This is a genomic window from Arthrobacter sp. NPDC092385, assembly GCF_044755105.1.
GTDB lineage: Bacteria > Actinomycetota > Actinomycetes > Actinomycetales > Micrococcaceae > Arthrobacter_D.
Genome location: NZ_JBIVQL010000004.1, coordinates 213,117 through 234,745, shown reverse-complemented (window position 1 = coordinate 234,745; position 21,629 = coordinate 213,117). Strand labels below are relative to the sequence as shown.

22 protein-coding genes are annotated in these 21,629 nt (G+C 70.4%); 4 read left to right on the top strand and 18 right to left on the bottom strand.

Translation table 11 applies throughout. The annotated features are described in order from the left end of the window. Position 1: 1 nt before the first annotated feature. From miaA to ACIQCY_RS07435, 5 genes are all read right to left on the bottom strand, one after another. On the bottom strand, positions 2 to 913 hold the full coding sequence (gene miaA / locus ACIQCY_RS07455) for a tRNA (adenosine(37)-N6)-dimethylallyltransferase MiaA (RefSeq protein ID WP_400483258.1): 912 nt from the start codon (positions 911 to 913) through the stop codon (positions 2 to 4). Beyond that, positions 910 to 2,448 (bottom strand): tRNA (N6-isopentenyl adenosine(37)-C2)-methylthiotransferase MiaB, encoded by a 1,539-nt coding sequence (miaB, locus tag ACIQCY_RS07450; protein ID WP_400483311.1) that lies wholly within the window; start codon positions 2,446 to 2,448, stop codon positions 910 to 912. The genes miaA and miaB overlap by 4 nt, the downstream gene beginning before the upstream one ends. A 53-nt stretch (positions 2,449 to 2,501) precedes the next feature. Further along, positions 2,502 to 2,978 carry a regulatory protein RecX gene (locus tag ACIQCY_RS07445; protein ID WP_400483257.1) on the bottom strand — a complete coding sequence of 159 codons (477 nt, stop codon included), beginning with the start codon at positions 2,976 to 2,978 and terminating at the stop codon, positions 2,502 to 2,504. 533 nt (positions 2,979 to 3,511) lie between these two features. Next, complete coding sequence (recA, locus tag ACIQCY_RS07440; RefSeq protein ID WP_400483256.1) at positions 3,512 to 4,555, bottom strand: recombinase RecA; 1,044 nt, start codon at positions 4,553 to 4,555, stop codon at positions 3,512 to 3,514. A gap of 213 nt (positions 4,556 to 4,768) precedes the next feature. Then, positions 4,769 to 4,987, bottom strand: coding sequence for a DUF3046 domain-containing protein (locus ACIQCY_RS07435; RefSeq protein ID WP_400483255.1), 219 nt, complete (start codon positions 4,985 to 4,987; stop codon positions 4,769 to 4,771). A gap of 233 nt (positions 4,988 to 5,220) precedes the next feature. On the opposite strand from ACIQCY_RS07435, the gene ACIQCY_RS07430 reads away from it, so the two are divergent. Continuing rightward, positions 5,221 to 5,730 carry a MarR family winged helix-turn-helix transcriptional regulator gene (locus ACIQCY_RS07430; protein ID WP_400483254.1) on the top strand — a complete coding sequence of 170 codons (510 nt, stop codon included), beginning with the start codon at positions 5,221 to 5,223 and terminating at the stop codon, positions 5,728 to 5,730. A 54-nt stretch (positions 5,731 to 5,784) separates the two neighbouring features. Here the strand turns inward: ACIQCY_RS07430 and ACIQCY_RS07425 are convergent, their stop codons facing one another. The 6 genes from ACIQCY_RS07425 to dapA form a co-directional block, all read right to left on the bottom strand. Further along, the gene (locus tag ACIQCY_RS07425) at positions 5,785 to 6,225 is read right to left on the bottom strand and encodes a helix-turn-helix domain-containing protein (RefSeq protein WP_400483253.1); all 441 of its coding nucleotides are present in this window, start codon (positions 6,223 to 6,225) and stop codon (positions 5,785 to 5,787) included. 125 nt (positions 6,226 to 6,350) lie between these two features. Continuing rightward, a complete protein-coding gene (locus tag ACIQCY_RS07420; RefSeq protein ID WP_400483252.1) occupies positions 6,351 to 6,848 on the bottom strand; it encodes a CinA family protein in 498 nt (165 codons plus the stop codon). After that, the gene (gene pgsA, locus ACIQCY_RS07415) at positions 6,845 to 7,435 is read right to left on the bottom strand and encodes a CDP-diacylglycerol--glycerol-3-phosphate 3-phosphatidyltransferase (protein ID WP_400483251.1); all 591 of its coding nucleotides are present in this window, start codon (positions 7,433 to 7,435) and stop codon (positions 6,845 to 6,847) included. The genes ACIQCY_RS07420 and pgsA overlap by 4 nt, the downstream gene beginning before the upstream one ends. A gap of 6 nt (positions 7,436 to 7,441) precedes the next feature. After that, a complete protein-coding gene (locus ACIQCY_RS07410) occupies positions 7,442 to 10,306 on the bottom strand; it encodes a DNA translocase FtsK (RefSeq protein WP_400483250.1) in 2,865 nt (954 codons plus the stop codon). 108 nt (positions 10,307 to 10,414) lie between these two features. Beyond that, positions 10,415 to 12,115, bottom strand: a complete 1,701-nt coding sequence (locus tag ACIQCY_RS07405; RefSeq protein WP_400483249.1) for a ribonuclease J — start codon at positions 12,113 to 12,115, stop codon at positions 10,415 to 10,417. Further along, complete coding sequence (gene dapA / locus ACIQCY_RS07400) at positions 12,112 to 13,050, bottom strand: 4-hydroxy-tetrahydrodipicolinate synthase (RefSeq protein ID WP_400483248.1); 939 nt, start codon at positions 13,048 to 13,050, stop codon at positions 12,112 to 12,114. The genes ACIQCY_RS07405 and dapA overlap by 4 nt, the downstream gene beginning before the upstream one ends. Positions 13,051 to 13,172: 122 nt before the next feature. On the opposite strand from dapA, the gene ACIQCY_RS07395 reads away from it, so the two are divergent. Beyond that, positions 13,173 to 14,354: a heparan-alpha-glucosaminide N-acetyltransferase domain-containing protein gene (locus ACIQCY_RS07395; RefSeq protein ID WP_400483247.1), complete on the top strand. Its 1,182-nt coding sequence runs from the start codon at positions 13,173 to 13,175 to the stop codon at positions 14,352 to 14,354. A gap of 61 nt (positions 14,355 to 14,415) precedes the next feature. Here the strand turns inward: ACIQCY_RS07395 and ACIQCY_RS07390 are convergent, their stop codons facing one another. The 7 genes from ACIQCY_RS07390 to ACIQCY_RS07360 form a co-directional block, all read right to left on the bottom strand. Next, entirely contained in the window at positions 14,416 to 14,898 is a 483-nt protein-coding gene (locus tag ACIQCY_RS07390; protein WP_400483246.1) for a hypothetical protein, read from the bottom strand. Then, on the bottom strand, positions 14,895 to 15,668 hold the full coding sequence (gene dapB, locus ACIQCY_RS07385; RefSeq protein WP_400483245.1) for a 4-hydroxy-tetrahydrodipicolinate reductase: 774 nt from the start codon (positions 15,666 to 15,668) through the stop codon (positions 14,895 to 14,897). The genes ACIQCY_RS07390 and dapB overlap by 4 nt, the downstream gene beginning before the upstream one ends. A gap of 16 nt (positions 15,669 to 15,684) precedes the next feature. Further along, positions 15,685 to 16,116, bottom strand: a complete 432-nt coding sequence (locus ACIQCY_RS07380) for a molybdenum cofactor biosynthesis protein MoaE (protein WP_400483244.1) — start codon at positions 16,114 to 16,116, stop codon at positions 15,685 to 15,687. Further along, a complete protein-coding gene (locus ACIQCY_RS07375; protein WP_400483243.1) occupies positions 16,103 to 16,588 on the bottom strand; it encodes a molybdenum cofactor biosynthesis protein B in 486 nt (161 codons plus the stop codon). The genes ACIQCY_RS07380 and ACIQCY_RS07375 overlap by 14 nt, the downstream gene beginning before the upstream one ends. Next, the gene (gene moaC, locus ACIQCY_RS07370; RefSeq protein WP_400483242.1) at positions 16,585 to 17,073 is read right to left on the bottom strand and encodes a cyclic pyranopterin monophosphate synthase MoaC; all 489 of its coding nucleotides are present in this window, start codon (positions 17,071 to 17,073) and stop codon (positions 16,585 to 16,587) included. The genes ACIQCY_RS07375 and moaC overlap by 4 nt, the downstream gene beginning before the upstream one ends. A gap of 26 nt (positions 17,074 to 17,099) precedes the next feature. Continuing rightward, entirely contained in the window at positions 17,100 to 18,389 is a 1,290-nt protein-coding gene (glp, locus tag ACIQCY_RS07365; protein WP_400483241.1) for a gephyrin-like molybdotransferase Glp, read from the bottom strand. Between the two features lie 99 nt (positions 18,390 to 18,488). Further along, positions 18,489 to 20,039 carry a molybdopterin-dependent oxidoreductase gene (locus tag ACIQCY_RS07360; RefSeq protein ID WP_400483240.1) on the bottom strand — a complete coding sequence of 517 codons (1,551 nt, stop codon included), beginning with the start codon at positions 20,037 to 20,039 and terminating at the stop codon, positions 18,489 to 18,491. Between the two features lie 234 nt (positions 20,040 to 20,273). On the opposite strand from ACIQCY_RS07360, the gene moaA reads away from it, so the two are divergent. After that, entirely contained in the window at positions 20,274 to 21,344 is a 1,071-nt protein-coding gene (moaA, locus tag ACIQCY_RS07355; protein ID WP_400483239.1) for a GTP 3',8-cyclase MoaA, read from the top strand. Between the two features lies 1 nt (position 21,345). Then, entirely contained in the window at positions 21,346 to 21,597 is a 252-nt protein-coding gene (locus ACIQCY_RS07350) for a MoaD/ThiS family protein (RefSeq protein WP_400483310.1), read from the top strand. Positions 21,598 to 21,629: the final 32 nt, after the last annotated feature.

The window sequence follows — 21,629 nt, the reverse complement described above, 5'->3', positions numbered from 1 at the left end:
CCTAGGATATGTCCCCGTGCCGCCGGACGAGCTCGACCGCCCGTTCCGTCAGCCCAGGCGCCCGCCAATCCGTCCACGCCACGCGCGGATCGCCCCGGAACCAGGTCAGCTGGCGCTTGGCGAAGCGCCGCGTCGCGGCGATGGTCTCCTCGACGGCCTCCGCCTCCGTCAGGGAACCATCGAGGACCTGGAGGAACTGCCCGTAGCCGAGCGCCCGGGACGCCGTGCGGCCATCCCTGATCCCGACGGCCGCAAGGCGCTCGACCTCCGCCCCCAGGCCGTCCCGGACCATCGCGTGCACGCGCTCGGCGAGCCTCTCGCGCAGGATCTCGCGGTCCACGGCGAGACCGATCTGCACGGTGGCCCGTTGGTACTCGCGGCGCGGCATGAAGGCGCTGAACGGGCGCCCGCTGATCTCGTACACCTCCCGCGCCCTGATGAGCCGGCGGTCGTCGTCGATCCTCTCGGCCGACGCGGGATCGACGGCGCGCAGACGCTCCCGGAAGGTCGCGCTGCCCTCGGCGGAGAGCTCGGACTCGAGGCGGGCCCGGACGGCCGGATCCGTGGGCGGGAACTCCAGCCGGTCGAGCGCCGCCCGCACGTACAGGCCGGAGCCGCCGACGACGATGGGCACGCGTCCCCGATCCCGGATCCCGTCGATGATCCTTCGGACCTCCGCCTGGTAGGCCGCGACGCTGGCTTCCTCGGTGACGTCGAGGATGTCGAGGAGATGGTGCTCGACGCCCTGCCGCTCCTCCACGGACAGCTTGGCCGTGCCGATGTCCATGCCCCGGTAGAACTGCAGGGCGTCGGCGTTGACGACCTCCCCACCCAGGCGGTGCGCCAGCGCGATGCCGAGCTCGGACTTGCCCGATCCTGTGGGCCCGACGACCGCGACGACGGGAAGGGTCAAAGGGCGCTTCCCCGCACGGGCAGTGCCGGCATGCCGAGGGATACGGCGCGGGGACCACCCTCCGTCGCAACCGGGACGCCGCACGAGTCCGCCTGGCTCCTGTCCCACGCGTCGCCGGCGCGCGAGCGGCGCAGCGCGTACTCGTGGAGCGCCGGATCGGAGAGCAGGTGGAACGACGCCGCCTCCGTGACGGGCAGCGTCACGAAGTCGCCCGGCCGCGGGACGTCGGCGCCGTCCGGGACGGTGAAGTGGACGAGGCGCTGGTCGCGCGCGCGGCCCGTCAGCCGGTGGGTCTCGCCGCCCTTCCGGCCCTGCTGGTCGGTCACGAGGACCTCGACGAGCCTGCCGACCTGGCGGGCGTTCTCCTCGCGCGCGATGCGGTCCTGGAGGGCGGTCAGCCGCTCGAAGCGCTCCTGCACGACGGCCTTGGGCAGCTGGTCGGGCAGGTCCGCAGCGGGCGTACCGGGACGGCGGGAGTACTGGAAGGTGAAGGCCGTGGCGAACCGGGACTCCGCGACGACGTCGAGCGTGGCCTGGAAGTCCTCCTCGGTCTCGCCCGGGAACCCGACGATGATGTCGGTCGAGATGGCGGCATGGGGCATGCGGTCCCGGACGCGCTCGAGGATACCCAGGAAGCGGGTGGAGCGGTACGAGCGGCGCATCGCCTTCAGCACGCGGTCCGAACCCGATTGGAGGGGCATGTGCAGCTGGGGCATCACGTTCGGCGTCTCGGCCATCGCCTCGATGACATCATCGGTGAAGGCTGCCGGGTGGGGGCTGGTGAAGCGCACCCGTTCGACGCCCTCGATGGACCCGCAGGCCCGCAGCAACTTGGCGAAGGCCCCCCGGTCCCCGAACTCCACACCGTACGAATTGACGTTCTGTCCGAGGAGCGTGACCTCTACGGCGCCGTCGGCCACGAGTGCCTCGATCTCGGCGAGGATCTCCCCCGGCCTGCGATCCCGCTCCTTGCCGCGGAGCGAGGGCACAATGCAGAAAGTGCAGGTGTTGTTGCAGCCGACGGAGATGGAGACCCAGCCGGCGTAGACGGACTCGCGCCTGGTCGGCAGTGTCGAGGGGAAGACGTCGAGGGATTCGAGGATCTCGAGCTGCGCGTCCTGGTTGTGGCGCGCCCGCTGCAGCAGGGCCGGCAGGGCGCCGATGTTGTGCGTCCCGAAGACGGCGTCCACCCAGGGCGCCTTCTTGAGGATGGTCTCCCTGTCCTTCTGCGCGAGGCAACCGCCGACCGCGATCTGCATGCCGGGGCGTGCTTCCTTGACCGCCTTGAGGATCCCGAGGTTTCCGTACAGCTTGTTGTCCGCATTCTCGCGGACGGCGCAGGTGTTGAAGACGACGACGTCCGCCTGGCCGCCCTCGACGCGCGCGAGGCCGGCACCCTCGAGCAGTCCGGAGATGCGCTCGGAATCGTGCACGTTCATCTGGCAGCCGAAGGTGCGCACCTCGTAGGTGCGCCGGTCGGCGGAACCGGCGCCCTCGGCGCCGGTGGTCTCATCCGAGGAGACGGGAAGTGTCATGCTCACGCTTCCAAGCCTACGACCGGCGGCATGGACGTCCACAATCGCCGGCCCTAGCCATCGGACCCCCCGGCATCCGCGAGGACGTCCTTCACGATGGAGAAGGCAGCTCCGGGGCTGTATCCCTTGCGGGCGAGCACGCCGACGAGCCGGCGCACCTCCTTGTCCCGCGCTGCACGATCCGAGAGGTCGGCTCCGCTCCGGAGCTTCCGGCGGACGACGTCGCGCGCCTGGTCGTGCTCGTCCTCGTCGGAGATCTGGAGGAGGGCACTCTCCGCGAGCTCCGCGTCGATGCCCTTCTCGGAGAGCTCACGCCGGATGGAGGACCGCGACAGGGACTTCGCGGCAGTGCGGGTACGCACCCACATCCGCGCGAACTCGGCGTCGTCGATCAGCTGCACTTCCTCGAAACGGTCCAGGAGTGCCGAGGCCACCGCCGGTGGGACATCCCGCTCGGCGAGCTTCCGGTCGAGCTGGTGCCTGCTCCGTGCGCCGAGAGCCAGTTGCCGCAGCAGGACCGAGCGCGCCAAGGACGCCCATTCCTCATCGCTCCTGTGCTGCTCCGCTCCCTCCGGCCCCGCACCGTCGGACGGGGACTCCGCCGGCAGGGACCCTCTGCGTCCGCCGGAGCGCTGCCGTGCGCGGGACCCGCCCGCGGTGCCCTCACCTGTCCTGCTGCGCGCGGACCGCCCGCCCCCGGACCTGCCGCCCGAGGTCGATTCCCGCCGGGAGGCCTGGCGAAGGGAGTCGCCCGAGACGCCGTCGGGGTCATCAGCGCCGTCGGCGGGCGACCCGACGACCGGACCGAAGGGATCATCCGCAGGCGGGCGTCCCGAAGCTCTCCGGCGACGGCCAGGAGTGGGGGGAGAACCCCACCCCGCTCCGCTCGCACGGCGATCACCGAACGATGACGAAGCGGACCGGGTCAGTCCCTGTCGCTTCGCGGCCGGCCCCCGGGCCGACTTCTGGGAGCCGGCGGCATCAGCCGAACTGTCCGAACCGAACCGGCCGAACGAGGTTCCCCATCCGACCGGCTCCGGCCCGGTATCCGATGACACGCGGGCTACTCGCCGCTGACGGCCTTGAGCTTGGGAGCTTCCGGCTCTTCAGCCTGCACTCCGATGCCCAGCTTGACCCTGATCTTCTGCTCCAGCTCATCGGCCAGATCAGGATTGTCCTTGAGGAACTTCCGGGCATTCTCCTTGCCCTGCCCCAACTGGTCCCCGTCGTAGGTGAACCAGGCACCGGACTTCTTGACCAGGCCGTTCTCGACGCCGACGTCGATCAGGCCGCCTTCACGCGAGATCCCGTGACCGTACAGGATGTCGAACTCGGCCTGCTTGAAAGGCGGCGCCATCTTGTTCTTGACGATCTTGGCGCGGGTCCGGTTGCCGACCGGGTTCACGCCTTCCTTCAGGGTCTCGATGCGGCGCACGTCGATGCGGACGGACGCGTAGAACTTCAGCGCCTTGCCACCCGTGGTGGTCTCGGGGCTTCCGAAGAACACACCGATCTTCTCGCGCAGCTGGTTGATGAAGATGGCGGTGGTCTTGGTCTGGCTCAGGCGGCCGGTGATCTTCCGGAGGGCCTGGCTCATCAGGCGGGCCTGCAGGCCCACATGGCTGTCACCCATCTCACCCTCGATCTCGGCACGGGGTACGAGCGCGGCGACGGAGTCGATGACGACGATGTCGATCGAGCCGGAGCCGATCAGCATGTCCATGATCTCGAGCGCCTGCTCGCCCGTGTCCGGCTGCGACACGAGGAGCGCGTCCGTGTCCACGCCGAGCTTCTTCGCGTACTCCGGGTCGAGGGCGTGCTCGGCGTCGATGAAGGCTGCTATGCCTCCGTTGCGCTGTGCACTGGCGACAGCGTGCAGGGCGACGGTGGTCTTACCGGACGACTCCGGTCCGTAGATCTCGACGATCCTGCCGCGCGGAAGACCACCGATGCCGAGTGCGGCATCCAGGGCGATGGAACTCGTGGAGATGGTTTCGATCGGCGCCCGGGTCTCGTCGCCGAGACGCATGATGGAACCCTTGCCGTACTGCTTGTCGATCTGGGCGAGAGCAGCTTCAAGGGCTTTCTCGCGGTCTGGAGCGGCCATTCTTCACCTCGGTTGTTCATGGCCCAAATGGCCGGTGTGTATGTTCGATTTCGACTGTAGTAGCCTGCGCCGACAGTTTGAGGTGGGTCCGCCGCTATGTGCACAAGAGCGCGCCGCCTCCACCACCATCATATCCCGATCCGAACAGGTATTCGATTATCCACCGGGAGCCCAGCGTGTCCACGGCCGCGCCGGAAGCGCCCGGGATACCGCTCAGCGGGGCTTCACATCCCGCCCGAGCCAGCGCTCCCGCGGCACGTCCTGCGCGCGGCACACCGCCTCCCACACGGCCTTCGGATCCACGCCGGAACCGAGGGCCTCGGCTGCGGTCCTGTCGCCCAGCTGGTCCACGACGAGGTCACGGGCGAGGGTTCGCGAGTACCCTTCACCGAACTCGTCGTCCATCAGTCGCCAGAAGTCGCTCAACCGCATGTCGTGTCCCTGCTCTCATCGTCCGATCGGGACGCGGTGCACCATCCGTGCCGCCGCGCCCCCTCCATTCTGCGTGCTGGGGCCGGCATCGTCCGTCAGCCCGGCGAACTCCACGACGGCTTGCGCAGCGGCGGACGCCTTTTACCGGCCTTTCCTGCACGAAGCAACTCGATCCGAGGAAACGAATGATGTTGCATGGTGTCTCCGCCCCTGCGGAACCCTACAATTGGCCCATGAACGCGAAGCCGAGCACAACCGACCCCGGCCCGGGCCTTGCAGCCTATCCCGGGGAAGATGCCGACACCGACGCCGCCATCGAGGCCCTCGAGCAGCAGCTGAGCATGCTGTGGCGACGGGCCCGATCGAACTCGTACAAGGTGGCGCGCCGCGTGCACCCCGACATGGAGCCGGCCGCCTACGGGCTTCTCGTGATCCTGCAGCGCGAGGGATCCATGCGCCTGACGGACATCGCCGCCAGCGTGGGTGTCGGAAAGCCCTCGGTGAGCCGCCAGATCGCGATGCTCGAACAGCTCGGACTCGTCCAGAAGGAAGCGGATCCGCTGGACGGGCGGGCCCAGGCCATCTCGCTGACGGAGGCGGGGACACGGCAGCTCGTCGCTGCGCAGACCGCGCGCAAGCAGGCGTTCCACCAGCTCATGGACGACTGGGATGTCGAGGACCTGACGCGTCTCGGCACGCTCATCGCGCAGCTGAACAACACCTACACCAAGGACAACTGGTAGGAGACAGCAGGAAGGCCCGTCCCTTCGGGGACGGGCCTTCCTTGTCGTGGGGAACTATCGGTTCGTCGCCGCGAGTCCCCGACGGAAGTCGTCGTTCAGTTCGTCGGTGAGGCCTTCCCCGAATTCACGGGAGAAGTCCTGGGGGATGGTGTCCGGGATGGACACGCCTTCTGCTTCTGCCAGGCGGTCGCTGACTTCCCGCAGCATCGAGGAAAGCGGGACCTCGAGTGCACTGCAGATTGATGAGAGGAGTTCGGAGGATGCTTCCTTCTGACCACGCTCGACCTCGCTGAGGTATCCGAGGGAAACCCTCGCACTGTGCGACACCTCACGCAGGGTGCGGCCCTGGCGCTGGCGGACGTCACGGAGGACGTCGCCGATCTCATGGCGAAGAACTACCATTTTGCGCTCCTTGGGCTTGCGTTGTGCATCCTCTACCAACCCCACATCACGCCAACGGACCACGCCGTTTACGGATACGGGCTGCTTTACCATCTGTATCGCCTTGCTCCCTCATGTATGCGGCACCGCCCCGGTCGGGCCGTGCCACGTGATGATGACCTGCCCGATCTGCTTGAGCCTAAGTCGCCCACCCTATCAACGGCCGGCACAGTTTATAACTACCCCCGGCCACTGTTTGTTCCCTTGGACAACTCCCCGAGGAGCTCGGTGAGCACCGCGTCGCGGGACGCACACCTGATCTCTTCCCGCCCGCCGGTGAAGTGGTGTTCGAAGGCGCGGGTGCCGGACGCCGTCGAGATCGCCGTGAAGACGGTGCCGACGGGCTTGCCCTCGTGCGACGCAGGACCGGCCACACCGGTGGTCGAGATACCGATGTCGGCGGACAGCGCCGTGCGGGCGCCGTCGGCCATGGCCGCGGCGACGCGCGGGTCGACGGCGCCCGCCGTCGCGAGAAGGCCTGCATCGACGTTCAGGAGGTTCTGCTTGACGGGGACCTGGTAGGCGACTATGCCGCCCTGCAGGACGGCGGAGGCGCCGGGGACGGCGGCGATCGTCGAGGCGACCATTCCCGCCGTCAGGGACTCCGCCGTGGCCACGGTGAGGCCGAGCCTGGTGGCCAGGGCGACGACGTCGGACGCGGGACCTGCGGCATTCACTTGCGGGCGCCTGCCCGCAGGCGGATCGCCTGGAGGACGTAGTCGACGCCGGTCACCACCGTGATGATCACTGCTGCCGCCATAACGGCAGCGGCGGGCCACCATGCCCACTCCCCCGCGATGGCCTGCAACGGGATGAGGAACAGCAGGATCGCGACGGTCTGCACGACCGTCTTCAGCTTGCCGCCCCTGGAGGCGGGCATGACGCCGTACCGGATGACGGCGAAGCGCAGCAGCGTGATGCCGAGCTCCCGGACCAGGATGACGAGGGTGACCCACCACCACAGCTCGCCGAGGACGGACAGCAGCACCAGGGCGGAACCGATGAGCAGCTTGTCCGCGATGGGGTCCGCGATCTTCCCGAAGTCCGTGATGAGGCCCCTGCTGCGGGCGAGGTCGCCGTCGAGCTTGTCCGTGTAGATCGCGACCACGAAGGTGAGGACCGCGAGCCATCGGAACAGCCCGGCGCGCCCGTCGTCGAGCAGGAGGAACCAGATGAAGAACGGCACCAGCAGGATGCGCACGACCGTGAGGACGTTCGCGATGTTCAGGACCGGCACCGCCGGGCTCGGGGAGCTACTCACCATGTCAGGCTACCTCCCGGTGAGGTTCCAGGCATCGTTGTCCTCGTCGTCCCCGGAACCGTCCGCGCCGTCGTGGTAGTCGACGGCCTGTGCCCGGGACGCGAGGTCGTCGGCGACGAGGTCGATCGGCTCGGAGGCTGCGCGGGGACGGGCCGGCGGCTCGTCCCCCCGCATGGCGGCCAGGACGGGCTCGAGGTCGTCGGGTTTGACCAGGACGTCACGGGCCTTGGATCCCTCCGACGGGCCGACGACGCCGCGTGACTCGAGGAGGTCCATGAGGCGCCCGGCCTTCGCGAACCCGACGCGCAGCTTGCGCTGCAGCATCGAGGTGGACCCGAACTGCGTCGTGACGACGAGTTCCGTGGCCTGCAGCAGCACGTCGAGGTCGTCCCCGATGTCGTCGTCGATCTGCTTCTTCGGCGCCTCCACGGCGACGTCCTCGCGGTACACGGCCTGGAGCTGGCCCTTCACGTGCTCGACGACGCGGTGGATCTCGGACTCCGTGACCCAGGCGCCCTGCACGCGCATCGGCTTGGACGCCCCCATGGGCAGGAACAGCGCGTCGCCCTGGCCGATGAGCTTCTCGGCGCCCGGCTGGTCGAGGACCACGCGCGAGTCCGTGACCGACGACGTCGCGAACGCCATGCGGGACGGGACGTTCGCCTTGATCAGCCCGGTGACGACGTCTACCGACGGCCGCTGGGTCGCGAGGACGAGGTGGATGCCCGCGGCGCGTGCGAGCTGGGTGATCCTCACGATCGAGTCCTCGACGTCACGCGGTGCGACCATCATCAGGTCCGCGAGCTCGTCCACGATGACCAGGAGGTACGGGTAGGGCCGCACCACGCGCTTGGATCCCTCGGGCGGGACGACCTTGCCGTTCCGGACCGCCTTGTTGAAGTCGTCGATGTGCTTGTAGCCGTAGTTCGCGAGGTCGTCGTAGCGCGTGTCCATCTCGCGGACCACCCACTGCAGCGCCTCGGCGGCCTTCTTGGGGTTGGTGATGATGGGCGTGATGAGGTGCGGGACGCCCTCGTACGCGGTGAGCTCCACGCGCTTGGGGTCCACCATGACCATGCGCACCTCGTCGGGCGTCGAGCGCATCAGGATGGACGTGATCATCGAGTTCACGAAGGACGACTTGCCTGCGCCCGTGGCACCGGCCACGAGGAGGTGGGGCATCTTGGCGAGGTTGGCGACGACGAATCCGCCCTCGACGTCCTTGCCGACACCCATCACCATCGGGTGGTCGGTCTTGCGGGCGTTGCCGGAGCGCAGGACATCACCGAGGGAGACGGTCTCGCGGTCGGTATTGGGGATCTCGATGCCGATGGCCGACTTGCCGGGGATCGGCGAGAGGATACGGACGTCCGAGCTCGCGACGGCGTAGGAGATGTTCTTCGACAGGGCGGTCACCCGCTCCACCTTGGTGCCCGGTGCGAGTTCGATCTCGTAGCGCGTGACCGTCGGGCCGCGCGAGAAGCCGGTCACCTTCGCGTCCACGTTGAACTGGTCCATGGTGTGGGTCAGGGCGGCGACGACGGCGTCGTTGGCTTCCGACCGTTCCTTCGGCGGCGTGCCGGCGGGCAGGTAGTCCGACGGCGGCAGGGTGTAGGCGACGTCGCCGGCGAGCTGCAGCTGCTCGGTGCGCTGCGGGATGGGCGTGGGCGGGACCTGCGGCTGCACCGGGGTGGAGGGCACGATGAGCGCCTTCGCGGCGGGGACGACGTCGATGGCCTCGGTGGCGCCCTCGGGTGCCCGCTCGGGCTCCTCCGGCGCCGGCATCCGGGCGCCCTGCGACCGCTTGAGCTCCTCGGCCGCGAGTTCCTGCTTGGTCGGACGGCGGATGCCCGGCGGCACGGCGGCCTCGGCCTCGCGTGCGCGGCGCTCCTCGTCCTCGATCACGGCGCGCTCGAACGCCTCGTCGCCGACGTAGCCGTCCCAGTCGGGCTCCTGCTCCGCGTCGAACGGGGCGTCCGCCCTGTCCTTGCCGAACAGCCGCTTGCGCCGCTTGGGCTCGGGCTTCACTGCTGCCGAACCGTGCGTCTCGTAGAGGTAGCTCTGGTCGTGGCCGTCGTCGCGCCGGTGCCCGGCGTCGTTCGGATCCTGCCCCATGAGGTGCTCGTACAGCGTGCGCAGGCGCGAGGGGATGTGGCGGAAGGGCGTGGCCGTGACGATCAGGAGACCCAGGAAGATCCCGACGGCGAGCAGGAACCCGACCGGCCATGCCGTGAGGACGGTGCTGAGCGGCCCCGCGACGAGGAACCCCACGACGCCGCCGGCATGCCACAGCGCGTCCAGTCCGTCCGCGAGGCCGGGCCGGCCACCGACGAGGTGCGCGATGCCGGATCCGCCGAACAGGATGACGAGCTGCCCGATGGCGATGCGGTTGTTGGCGCGGTGCCGCTCGGGATACCTGAACAGGCGGACCGCTCCGATGCCCAGCATGAACGGTACGAGCAGGGCCATCCAGCCGAAGGTACCGCCCGCGGCGGCATGCACGATGTCGGCGGCGGTGCCGGTGAGGGCCCACCACTCGACGGTCGCGACGGCCAGTGCGAGGAGGAGGAGGAAGAAGCCCGAGCCGTCCCGACGGAGGTCGCGGTCGGGATTGACGTCGTGCCCGAAGGTGCGCACGCCGGAGGCGACGACGCGGGCCATCCCCATCCAGACGGCCCTCACGGCCCTCAGCGGAAGGGCGAGGTGGTCCTCGTGCTGCGGTTCGGGGGGAACCGGGACCTGCCGGGTCTTCGCGGGGGCGCGGCCCGCCGCCTTCGCCGGCGCCTTGGTCCGGGACGGTCCTGCAGCCGCGGACGCTCCCTTGCTGCGGGTCTGTTGCTGGCCCCGCGGGGCAGGGGACGTTCGAGTGGCCATGATCCTCACGGTACCGGAAGGCTCCCCCGAATCGTCGGATTTCCGACGGTCGGAGGACCCGCCGCACCGGCGACACCCGTGAGGACGCCTCCCTGGAGGTCTGCTGCGTCAGGCTTCGAGGACCACCGGGATGATCATGGGACGCCGGCGGAGACGTCGATTGACCCACGTGCCCACGACACGGCGCACCACCTGCTGCAACTGGTAGGTCGTGTGGTCCGCGTTGTTCATCACGGCCTCCTCGAGGACCTCGCTGATCCGCGGCCTGATCTCGTCGAAGACGGCATCGTCCTCGGCGAAGCCCCGGGCATGGATGTCCGGGCCGGAGACGATCTTGCCGGTGGTGCGGTTGACGACCGTGATGATGGAGATGAAACCCTCCTCGCCGAGGGTCCGGCGGTCCTTGAGATCCGCGTCCGTGACCTCCCCGACGCTCGAGCCGTCCACATACACGTAGCCGCACTCGACGGCTCCCACCACGCGCGCCCTGCCGTCCACGAGGTCGATGACCGATCCGTCCTCGGTGAGCAGGACGTTCGACGCCGGGACGCCGGTCTGCTGGGCGAGCCTGCCGTTGGCGATGAGGTGCCGCGTCTCGCCGTGGACGGGCATGACGTTCCTGGGCTTGAGGATGTTGTAGCAGTAGAGGAGCTCCCCCGCCGCAGCATGTCCGGATACGTGCACCTTGGCGTTGCCCTTGTGGATCACGTCGGCGCCGAGCTTCAGCAGCCCGTTGATGACGCGGTAGACGGCGTTCTCGTTGCCCGGGATGAGCGAGGACGCCAGGATCACGGTGTCCCCCTTGCCGACCGTGATGCGGTGGTCGCCGTTGGCCATGCGGGACAGCGCCGCCATGGGCTCGCCCTGCGACCCGGTGGACATGAGGACCACGCGGTCGTCCGGCAGGTCGTCCACGTTCTTGATGTCCACGAGGATGCCGTCCGGCACCTTCAGGTAGCCGAGCTTCGCCGCGATGGCCATGTTCCTGACCATCGACCGTCCGGCGAAGCACACGAAGCGCCCGTGGGCATGGGCGGCGTCGAGCACCTGCTGCACGCGGTGCACGTGGGAGGAGAACGACGCGACGATGATCCGCTTGCGGACCTGCCCGAACAGGTTCTCCAGGACGGGACCGATCTCGCGCTCCGCCGTCGTGAAGCCGGGGATGTCCGCGTTGGTCGAATCGACCATGAAGAGATCGACGCCCTCCTCGCCGAGGCGGGCGAAGGCCCGCAGGTCGGTGATGCGGCCGTCGAGCGGCAGCTGGTCCATCTTGAAGTCGCCTGTGTGCAGGACGTTCCCTGCCTCGGTGCGGATGAAGACCGCGAGGGCATCGGGGATCGAGTGGTTGACCGCGACGAACTCGCACTCGAACGGGCCGAACTGCTCGATCTGCCCTTCCGAGACCGTGAGCGTGTAGGGGCGGATGCGGTGTTCCTGCAGCTTCGCCTCGATGAGCGCGAGGGTGAGCTGCGAGCCGATGACGGGGATGTCGGCCTTGAGGCGCAGGAGGTACGGCACCGCGCCGATGTGGTCCTCGTGGCCGTGCGTGAGGACGAGGCCGACGACGTCGTCGAGCCTGTCCTGGATGTACGAGAAGTCGGGCAGGATGAGGTCGACCCCGGGCTGGGTCTCCTCGGGGAAGAGCACCCCGCAGTCCACGATCAGGAGCTTGCCGGAGATCTCGAAGACCGCCATGTTGCGGCCGATCTCGCCGAGCCCGCCGAGCGGCACCACCCGCAGTGTTCCCGGTGCGAGGGCCGGGGGAAGGGCCCGGAGTGCTGGTCCGACGCCGGCGGCGTCGCTCATGCCCGGATCTCCTCGCGGCCGCCGACCGGCTCCAGGTCCCAGCCCGCCTCCGCCAGGTCGGCGAGGACGGGTGCCACTTCGCGTTCGTCGGGCTCGACCAGGGGCAGCCGCACGACGGCGTTCGGGAGCACGCCCTGCAGGTGCAGGATGTGCTTGGCGGAGATGGCTCCCGGGAGGTGGGTCATCACGGCCCGGATCACGGGATCGAGCTCGAAGTGGATGCGGCGCGCCTCGGCGAAGTCCCCGGCGGCTGCGGCGTCGACGAGGGCGCGGAAGGCCGCGGTCGCGACGTGCGCGCTGACGCTCACGACGCCGACGGCCCCGGCTGCCATCCACGGCAGGGTCAGTCCGTCGTCGCCCGAGTAGACGTCGAGGTCGGTGGCGGCGAGGACGCGCGTGACGGCGGCGAAGTCCGCCTTCGCGTCCTTCAGGGCGCCGATCCTCGGGTTCTCGGCCAGGCGGAGCATGGTCTCGGTGGTGATGGGTATGCCGGAACGGCCGGGGATGTCGTAGATCATGATGGGGAGGTCGCTCGCCTCGGAGACGGCGGTGAAGTGGGCGAGCACACCGGACTGGGTGGGCTTGTTGTAGTACGGCGTCACGACCAGTTGTGCATGGGCGCCGGCCCGCTCGGCCCTGCGTGCCATCTCCACGGAGTGCGAGGTGTGGTTCGTCCCCGTGCCTGCGATGACGCGTGCCCGGTTCCCCACCGTCTCCGCGACCACGCGGAAGAGGTCCTCCTTCTCCGAATCCTCGAGGGTCGAGGTCTCCCCCGTCGTACCGGACACCACCAGCCCGTCGCAGCCGTCGTCGACGAGCTTCGCGGCGAGGGCCGCCGTGGCGTCGAGATCCACCGCGCCATCGGCGGTGAACGGCGTGACCATGGCGGTCACGAGCGAGCCGAACGGGAGATTGCGCGAGGGGGTTTCAACCATGGGTAAAACGTTACCCGTTCAGGCGGTGGCAGGTGGGATCGGCGGGCCCGGGCACCGGACTTTACGGTGCATGACGGTTCCCTGCACAGGCTCGGCGAGGGCGCCTGTGGGACGATGGCCCGATGCACACGAAGCCCGCCCCCCGGCGGTTGACCGGGATCGATGCAGCCCGCGGAGTGGCGCTCTTCGGCATGATGAGCACGCACATCCTGCCCCTGTACACGCCGGGCACCGTCGATCCCACCTGGACCGCACTGCTCTTCTCCGGCCGCGCGTCGGGCCTGTTCGCCGTGGTCGCCGGCATCGGCCTCGCGCTCCTCACCGGGGGGCGGTCACCCCACCGCGACCGGACGCTGTCGGCGGACCGCAGGGGCATCGCCGTCCGCGCGGTGATCATCGCACTGATCGGGCTCGTCCTCGGCGGCGTCGAGACGAACATCGCGATCATCCTGTTCCACTACGGCGTGCTGTTCCTCCTCGCGCTGCCCTTCACGGGCCTCCGGCTCCGGGCGCTCGCCGGGTGGGCTGCGGGGTGGCTGCTGCTCGCGCCCGTCGCGGCGTACCTGCTGCGGCCGATGGTCGCGGCGACGGTGGACCCGCCGTCACTGGGCGGCAATCCCGTCTTCGAGCACTTCCTCGTGCCACGGACGCTCGCGGCGGACATCTTCCTGACGGGCTACTACCCCGTGGTGCAGTGGCTCGGTTTCATCCTGGTCGGCATGGTGATCGGACGGCTGGACCTGTCGCGGCTCGGCGTTCAGCTGGGGCTCCTCGGCGCCGGGATCATCGCCGCGGTCGCCGCGAAGTTCGTCAGCGCGCAGCTGCTCGGGCCGGGCGGCGGCCTCGCCGCACTCCTCGAGACGCCGGACGGCAGCCGCTATCCGCTCGAGGCGATGCTCGACGGCGGGCTCGCAGGCGTGGACCAGTCGGGCTCCTGGTGGTGGCTCGCGGTCGGCGCGCCGCACTCGGGAACGACCTTCGACCTCGTGCACGTCGCCGGCTGCGCGGCGGCCGTCGTCGCGGCCTGCCTCCTGCTGACACGCCGGTTCCCCTCCGCGCTGCTGCCCCTCTCGGCGCCCGGCGCCATGACGCTGACGCTCTACAGCCTCCACATCTGCGTCATGAGCTGGGCCGACCAGCTGGTTCCCCTGCCCGATCCGCTGCAGCTCTTCTGGCTGCAGGTCGTCATCGCGATCGGCATCGGCATCCTGTTCCACCGGGTCCGGTCCCGTGGGCCGCTGGAATTGCTCGCCTCGGGCGCGGCGCATGCGGCGCGGGAGGGCAGGATCGACGCCGGTCGCTAGGTCCGCGTCCAGGACCTCCAGCACGTCCTTCCACCTCGACCAACGTCCCGGGGCAGTACGGCTAGCGCGACGCGCCGTGCTGCCGGTACAGCTTCGCGGCGTCGCGCATGGCGCCCCGGGCGCGCTTGCGGTCGCCGGCGGCGTCGTAGGCGCAGGAGAGCCGGAACCAGCTTCGCCAGTTCTCGGGGTCGGCCTCCACCTCCGCCTGGTACGCGGGGAAGGCGTCGTCGGCGGCGGAGCGCACGATGCGCCCGGCCGGCGTCCGGGGCAGGTCGTCGACGGGCAGTCCGCCCTCGCCGTCCAGTTGCCGCGCCATGCGCTGGGTCTGGGCGCCGAAGAGCAGCTCCCGGATCAGGGCCCACGCACCGATGCACGGCAGGAGGAGGTACGCGGCGCCGATCGCCTTGGCCACCGGGTCCGGGTCGCCGAGCAGCAGGAGGCTGCGCTGGAAGGCCACGGCGAGCCAGAACACGAGGAGCGCCGTGACGAGCAGGACTCCGAGCTTGACCTTGTGCTGCCGGTAGAATCCCACGGCGGTCCTCATCGCGGGGTTCCGCCGGTCTGCAGGTCAAGGTAGCCGTCCAGGCCCACGGTCAGGCCGGGGTGCTGCGCCACCGAGCGGACACCGAGGAGCACACCGGGCATGAAGGACGCCCGGTCGAAGGAATCATGCCGGATGGTGAGTTGCTCGCCGGGGCTGCCGAGCAGCACCTCCTGGTGGGCCGTCAGCCCCCGGAGCCGTACCGAGTGCACGGGAACGCCGTCCACGCTGGCCCCGCGCGCGCCGTCGAGCACGTCGCGGCTCGCATCCGGCGCAGCGGGGACTCCCGCGGCCACCCGGGCGGCGGACACCAGCTGGGCGGTCCTGACCGCCGTACCCGAGGGGGCGTCCACCTTGTCGGGGTGGTGCAGCTCCACGATCTCGACCGATTCGAAGTACCGGGCCGCCGCCGCGGCGAAGGCCGTGGCGAGCACGGAGCCCAGCGCGAAGTTCGGCGCGATCAGGACGCCGGTGCCGGGGCTGCCCGCGAGCAGGGTTCGCAGCCGGTCCAGGCGCTCGGCCGACCAGCCGGTCGTCCCGACGACGGCGTGCATGCCGTGCTCGACGGCGAAGCGGACGTTGTCGAACGTGGCGTCCGGCACGGTCAGGTCCACGACGACGCGGGCCCCGGCGGACACGAGGGACTCGAGCGGATCGCTGCTGCCCAGTGCGGCGACGAGGTCCAGATCGGGAGCCGCCTCGACGGCCCGGACCGCCTCGGCGCCCATGCGCCCTCGGGCGCCCAGCACGGCGACGGGCAGGAGTTCAGTCATGGGGCCAAGCCTACTGTCACGCTCCCGCGCCGACCCATTCCACGCTGCCGTCGGTGAAGAACTGCTCCTTCCAGATGGGTACGCGTTCCTTCACGAGGTCGACGAGTTCCGAGCAGGCGGTGAACGCCTCCCCGCGATGCGCTGCCCCGACGGCGGCGACGAGCGCCTGGTCACCGATGGCCAGGGGCCCGATGCGGTGCGCGACCCAGATCCGGACGCCGTCGTGCCGGGCGGCCACCTCGTCGGCCACCTCGCGGATGATGCGCTCCGCGCTCGGGTGCGCCGAGTAGCTCAGGGAGGTGACGTCGCGCCCGCCGTCGTGGTTGCGCACCACGCCGCTGAAACCCACGACGGCTCCGCAGCGCGGGGAGTCGACACCGGCGTGGGCCTGCTCGGGGGTGATCGGGGTGTCTTCGACAGCGGCGTGGACGACTTCACCGGTGGTCATTGCGGCCCTCCAGTTGGGAGCAGATGTGGTGGATGAGCGGTGAGAGCACGGCGAGCCCGTCCCGCACTCCCCCGGGCGAGCCCGGCAGGTTGATGATGAACGTGGGTCCCGCCGTGCCGGCGAGGCCTCGGCTGAGCACGGCCGTGGGGACCGTCCCGGCACCGGCAGCGCGGATGGCCTCCATGACGCCGGGAAGAGCGCGCGTGAGATACGGGGCGGTCTGTTCAGGGGTTGCGTCGTCAGGGCTCAGGCCGGTTCCCCCGCTCGTGATGAGCACCGCGGGGCGGGCCTCGAGCGCGGCGCCGATGGCCGCGCCGACGGCGTCGCCGTCAGGCACCACGACCGCGTCCGCCACGGCGAAGTCGTGCCGGTAGAGCCAGTCGGCGATGGCCGGGCCGCACTCGTCCTCGTAGCGGCCGGCCGCAGCGCGGGTCGAGGCGATGACGACGGCTGCCGTGCGAAGGGATGTCATATGCTCCAGTCTCCACTCTTGCCGCCGGACTTCGATACCACGCGCGTGCCGTTGATCACCGCGTGCTTGTCCACCGCCTTGATCATGTCGTAGAGCGTCAGCGCCGCGACGGATGCCGCCGTCAGCGCCTCCATCTCCACCCCGGTGAGCGCGGTGGTCTTCGCGAGTGCGGTGATCCGGACCCGGCCGCCGTCGGGCTCGAAGTCCACGGTGACCTTGGACAGCGGAAGCGGATGGCACAGCGGGATCAGCGTGGAGGTCTGCTTCGCCGCCATGATGCCCGCGACACGGGCGACGGCGAGGGCGTCGCCCTTGGGCAGGTTCCCCTCGGTGATGAGGGCGACGACGTCGGGCGAGGTCTCGAGGGTCGATTCCGCGACGGCCTGGCGCGTGGTCGCCTGCTTGCCGGAGACGTCGACCATGTGGGCGGTGCCGTCGGCACGGACGTGGGACAGCCCCTCCGCCGAGGGTGGTGGTGTGCTCATGATGGAGTCCTTTCTGCGGAGTCCATTCAATCAGTGCCGGCCACTTCCGTGACGAGCAGTTCCTCGACCGCGAACGGATCCGCGGGCACCGGCCCGATGAGCGTGACCTCGACGTGGTCCCCCTGCTGCAGCGAGGCGACGCCTTCGGGCAGGTGCACGAGGCAGTTGGACGACGCCAGGGCGTGCAGCAGGTGCGAGTCGGGTCCGCCCACCAGCACCACCTTGCCGTTGCGGTAGAGACCGCGCCGCACCTGGTGCTTGGCTGCGGGGCTCTGCGCCGCATCCACCAGGACGGCATCGAGCACCAGGCGCGGCGCAGGTGACCCGGTGAGCTGCTGGAGGGCGGGGCGCAGGAACATCTCGAAGGAGACCAGGGCGCTCACGGGGTTGCCGGGGAATCCGAGGAACGGGATGCCCGAAATGGTCCCGTGGGCCTGCGGTCCGCCGGGCTGCATCGCGACGGAGGAGAACTCGACGCTGCTGTCGGCCAGTGCCTGCTTCACCACCTCGTAGGCGCCCTGGCTGATGCCTCCGGTGCTGAGGATCAGGTGGGTGCTGCCTTCGGTGATGGCATCGAAGGCCTCCCGGAGCACGGCGGGGTCGTCCCCGAGGAGGCGGTGGCGCGAGACCTCCGCTCCGGCGTCGCCCAGTGCTGCCTCGAGGAGCGTCGTGTTGGCGTCGTAGATCGTTCCGGGAGCGAGCGGAGCGCCCGGCTCGGCGACCTCGTCCCCGGTGGACAGGAGCAGCACGCGGAACCGCGGACGCACGGGGACCGTGCCGACCCCGCAGGCCGCGAGGAGCCCGAGCTGGGCGGGGCCGAGCAGGGTGCCCGCCCCGAGCGCGACGTCACCCTCGGCGATGTCGCTGCCGGCGCGGCGGACGAACAGGCCGGCCTCGATGTCGGCCGGGAGCTGGACCGTCACCTCTCCGTCCAGCCGGTCCGCCGCGGAGTAGAACTGCGGCGGTTCCGCCCGTTCGATCGGCACGACGGCGGCGGCGCCTGCGGGCAGCATGGCACCCGTCATGATGGGCGCGGCCGTGCCGGCCTCCAGCCCGGGCGGAACGGAACCTGCCGGGATGGCGTCGGCGACGACCAGGGCGGACGCCGCGCCGAGGTCGGCCGCGTGCACCGCGTACCCGTCCATCTGGGAGTTGTCGAACGGCGGCACGCTCACCGGCGCGTGGATGTCCTCCGCGAGCGTCCGGCCCAGGGCCGCGGAGAGGCCGAGCACGTCGGGCGGGCTGTCGTCGTACCCGCTGCTCCAGCGCAGGAGACCGGTGACGGCGGCCTGGTGTTCGGCGACTGTTCTTCTCATGGCTGCCTTCCGCGGGCGTCTGCAGGTCTCGGCCGCGCCGGGCGGCGCCGTCGTCGGGACGGGATCGCCGCGGTCGGGTGGAGGTGGCCGGCAGGTGGTCTAGGTCACGGTGAACGTTACCGTGTGCAGTCCTTCCGCGCCGTCGGGCGCGGGATCGGCGAAGGCCTCGGACTGGAGCCCGCCGTCGCGGTCGACCGCGCGTGACTGCACGCTGTGCGTACCGGCGTCGAGCTGCAGCGTCACGCTGTACTGGCACCACGTGTCCGCGGAGATGGGCGTGGCGAGGGCGGCACGCTGCCACGCGCCGCCGTCGACCCTCACCTCGACGGCCTCGACTCCCCTGTGCTGTGCCCAGGCCACGCCCCCGACGACGACGTCGCCCGCGGGGACCGTCGCATTCGATCGCGGGACGTCCACGCGGGAGGAGGTCTTGACGGGACCGCGCTCGGACCAGCCGCGCGTCGACCAGTACGCCTTGTCGTCCGCGAAGCGGGTCACCTCGAGTTCCGTGACCCACTTCGTCGCCGACACGAATCCGTAGAGGCCCGGCACGACGAGCCGGACCGGGAAGCCGTGTTCGACCGGCAGCGGCCGGCCGTTCATGCCGACCGCGAGCAGGGAGTCCCGGCCGTCCGTCAGCGCTTCCAGCGGCGTGCCGGCGGTGAAGCCGTCCACGCTCCGCGACAGGACCATGTCCGCTCCCGGACGGACACCGGCGCGGGCGAGGAGCTCCCGGACGGGCCAGCCGAGCCAGCGGGCGTTCCCCGTCAGGTCCCCGCCCACCGTATTGGAGACGCAGGCGAGCGTGACGTACCGCTCGATCAGCGGCAGGGCGAGGAGTTCGTCGAAGGTGATCTCCACCTCACGCTCCACGAGTCCGGTGACCTTCAGGGACCATCGGGCGGCGTCGACCACGGGCACCACGAGGGCGATGTCGATCCGGTAGAAGTCGTGCGACGCCGTGACGAGGTCGCTGACGCCCTCGATCCCCAGGTCCGCTCCCCCGGGGAGGAACGACCCCTCGGCCGGGGGCACGGCCTCGGTGGGCGGGGGAAGCGTGAGGGATGACTGCTGCCTCACCACGGCGGACTGCGAGGAGCGCACGCCCGTCGCGGCGGCTCCGGTTGCTGCGGCGACGACAGCCGCACCTCCGGCCCCCTGCAGGAACCTGCGGCGCGCCGGTGCCGGGTCCGCTCGGCCGTCGTCGGCGCTGCGGGACCATGCCCGCAGCGCCCGCACGAGGGCGTCGAGGACCAGGACCGCCACCACGGCGGCGACGGCCGGCGCGACGAACGACACCAGGGACGACTGCGGGCGGGATGCGACCGCGAACGTGCCGACGACGCCGAATCCCGCGACGACGGCCCGACCGGCGAAGGGCCGGCGGTATTCGAGCACGCCGGCCGCGAGAGCCAGACCGGTGATGAGGACGGCAATGGTCGCCAGGAGGACGGTCTTGTCCGCCGTCCCGAACGAGGCGATGGCCCAGTCCTTCACCCCCGGAGGCAGCAGGTCGACCACCGAGGAACCGACCGCGCTCACCGGTGTGACCGAGGGGCTGAGGGCGGCGGCCGAGAGTTCCCCGCCGATCACGCCCAGCCCGACGGCGAGGACCCCGGAGGCCGCCGCCCACGTCCGCTGTCGCATCATCGGTCCCTCTCCTCCGCTGTCCCCCGACGACGGCGGGTGCCGGACAGGGGATACCTTCCGTTACACGACCGCCGCCGCCGCCGCGTTCCCCTCCCGTCCGCTGCCCGCCTCCCCCCGCCTGCTGCCCGCCTGCTGCCCGCCTCCCTCATACCTGCCCGGAGCCCCGCTGGGAAGGCCGCGGCCGACCCCGGCACCGGGTAGGGTCCGGGACAGCCGAGGGCGTACCCTCGTTCCATGGGAATCCAACTGGGAATGCCGAGTGCTGCCCGCGGGGCCGCGGTTTCCGGTCTCATGGATATCCATGGCCGGCAGGCCACGGACATGCGCCTGTCCCTCACGGACAAGTGCAACCTGCGCTGCACCTACTGCATGCCCGCCGAGGGCCTCAACTGGCTGCAGAAGGACCAGGTGCTGTCCCGGCAGGAGATCGTGCGCCTGGTCCGGATCGGGGTCGATCGGCTCGGGATCCGGGAGTTGCGGCTGACGGGCGGGGAACCCCTCGTCAGGGCCGACCTCCTCGACATCATCCGGGACATCAGGACGAACCACCCCGAGCTGCCCATATCCATGACGACGAACGCGCTGGGCCTCGACCGCCGCGCCGCGCAGCTCAAGGAGGCCGGCCTCACCCGGATCAACGTCTCCATGGACTCGCTGCATCCCGAGACCTTCGCCCAGCTCACGCGGCGCCCGTTCCTGGACCGTGTCCTGAAAGGGATCGAGGCTGCGGCCGATGCCGGGCTCGGACTCGTGAAGATCAACGCGGTGCTGATGCGGGGCATCAACGACCACGAGGCCCCGGACCTCGTGGAATGGGCCGTGGCCCGCGGTTTCGAACTGCGGTTCATCGAGCAGATGCCCCTCGACGCCGACCACGGCTGGACGAAGGAGGGCATGGTCACGGCCGCCGAGATGCGCGCGCTCGTCGAGACCCGCTTCGTCCTCACCCCGGACCCCCGCAACCGGGACGGCGCCCCGGCCGAACGGTGGGAGGTCCGCGCGAAGGACGCCCCCGACGTCGTCCTCGGGATCGTGGGGATCATCGCGTCGGTCACGGAGCCCTTCTGCGCCGACTGCCGCCGCACGCGCGTCACCGCCGAGGGCAAGGTCATGAGCTGCCTCTTCTCGCGGGAGGAGACGGACCTGCGGGGCCTCCTGCGCTCGGACGCGGACGACGAGGCCGTCGCCGGGCGCTGGCGCGAGGCCATGTGGCTGAAGCCCCGGGCGCACGGCATGGACCACACGGGCCTCGGCGCCGAGGACTTCATCCAGCCCGACCGATCGATGAGCGCCATCGGTGGCTGACGTGCTGGTGCGGTACTTCGGGGCGGCCAGGGCCGCATCCGGCGTCGACGAGGAGCGCCTGCCGGCCGGGCGTGCACTGTCGGTCGTCCTGGCCGACCTGCGCGGACGCCCTGGTGCCGCCGGCGCGCCGTCGCTGGCGAAAGTGCTGGACCGCAGCAGCTTCCTGCTCAACGAGGTGGCGCTGCGCGACCCGGCGACCGTCCTGCACGACGGCGACGTCCTGGACATCCTGCCGCCCTTCGCCGGAGGCTAGGCCGGCCCTGGCCGGGCGCTCCCTCCCACTTT

Coding starts and splice junctions, on each gene's coding strand:
- moaA (WP_400483239.1), top strand. CDS start 20,274: ATGGGAATCCAACTGGGAATGCCGAGTGCTGCCCGCGGGGCCGCGGTT.
- ACIQCY_RS07430 (WP_400483254.1), top strand. CDS start 5,221: ATGAACGCGAAGCCGAGCACAACCGACCCCGGCCCGGGCCTTGCAGCC.
- ACIQCY_RS07410 (WP_400483250.1), bottom strand. CDS start 10,306: ATGGCCACTCGAACGTCCCCTGCCCCGCGGGGCCAGCAACAGACCCGC.
- ACIQCY_RS07380 (WP_400483244.1), bottom strand. CDS start 16,116: ATGACCACCGGTGAAGTCGTCCACGCCGCTGTCGAAGACACCCCGATC.
- miaB (WP_400483311.1), bottom strand. CDS start 2,448: ATGACACTTCCCGTCTCCTCGGATGAGACCACCGGCGCCGAGGGCGCC.
- dapB (WP_400483245.1), bottom strand. CDS start 15,668: ATGACTGAACTCCTGCCCGTCGCCGTGCTGGGCGCCCGAGGGCGCATG.
- ACIQCY_RS07405 (WP_400483249.1), bottom strand. CDS start 12,115: ATGAGCGACGCCGCCGGCGTCGGACCAGCACTCCGGGCCCTTCCCCCG.
- glp (WP_400483241.1), bottom strand. CDS start 18,389: ATGAGAAGAACAGTCGCCGAACACCAGGCCGCCGTCACCGGTCTCCTG.
- recA (WP_400483256.1), bottom strand. CDS start 4,555: ATGGCCGCTCCAGACCGCGAGAAAGCCCTTGAAGCTGCTCTCGCCCAG.
- moaC (WP_400483242.1), bottom strand. CDS start 17,073: ATGAGCACACCACCACCCTCGGCGGAGGGGCTGTCCCACGTCCGTGCC.
- ACIQCY_RS07375 (WP_400483243.1), bottom strand. CDS start 16,588: ATGACATCCCTTCGCACGGCAGCCGTCGTCATCGCCTCGACCCGCGCT.
- ACIQCY_RS07395 (WP_400483247.1), top strand. CDS start 13,173: ATGCACACGAAGCCCGCCCCCCGGCGGTTGACCGGGATCGATGCAGCC.
- ACIQCY_RS07390 (WP_400483246.1), bottom strand. CDS start 14,898: ATGAGGACCGCCGTGGGATTCTACCGGCAGCACAAGGTCAAGCTCGGA.
- pgsA (WP_400483251.1), bottom strand. CDS start 7,435: ATGGTGAGTAGCTCCCCGAGCCCGGCGGTGCCGGTCCTGAACATCGCG.
- ACIQCY_RS07435 (WP_400483255.1), bottom strand. CDS start 4,987: ATGCGGTTGAGCGACTTCTGGCGACTGATGGACGACGAGTTCGGTGAA.
- ACIQCY_RS07425 (WP_400483253.1), bottom strand. CDS start 6,225: ATGGTAAAGCAGCCCGTATCCGTAAACGGCGTGGTCCGTTGGCGTGAT.
- ACIQCY_RS07360 (WP_400483240.1), bottom strand. CDS start 20,039: ATGATGCGACAGCGGACGTGGGCGGCGGCCTCCGGGGTCCTCGCCGTC.
- dapA (WP_400483248.1), bottom strand. CDS start 13,050: ATGGTTGAAACCCCCTCGCGCAATCTCCCGTTCGGCTCGCTCGTGACC.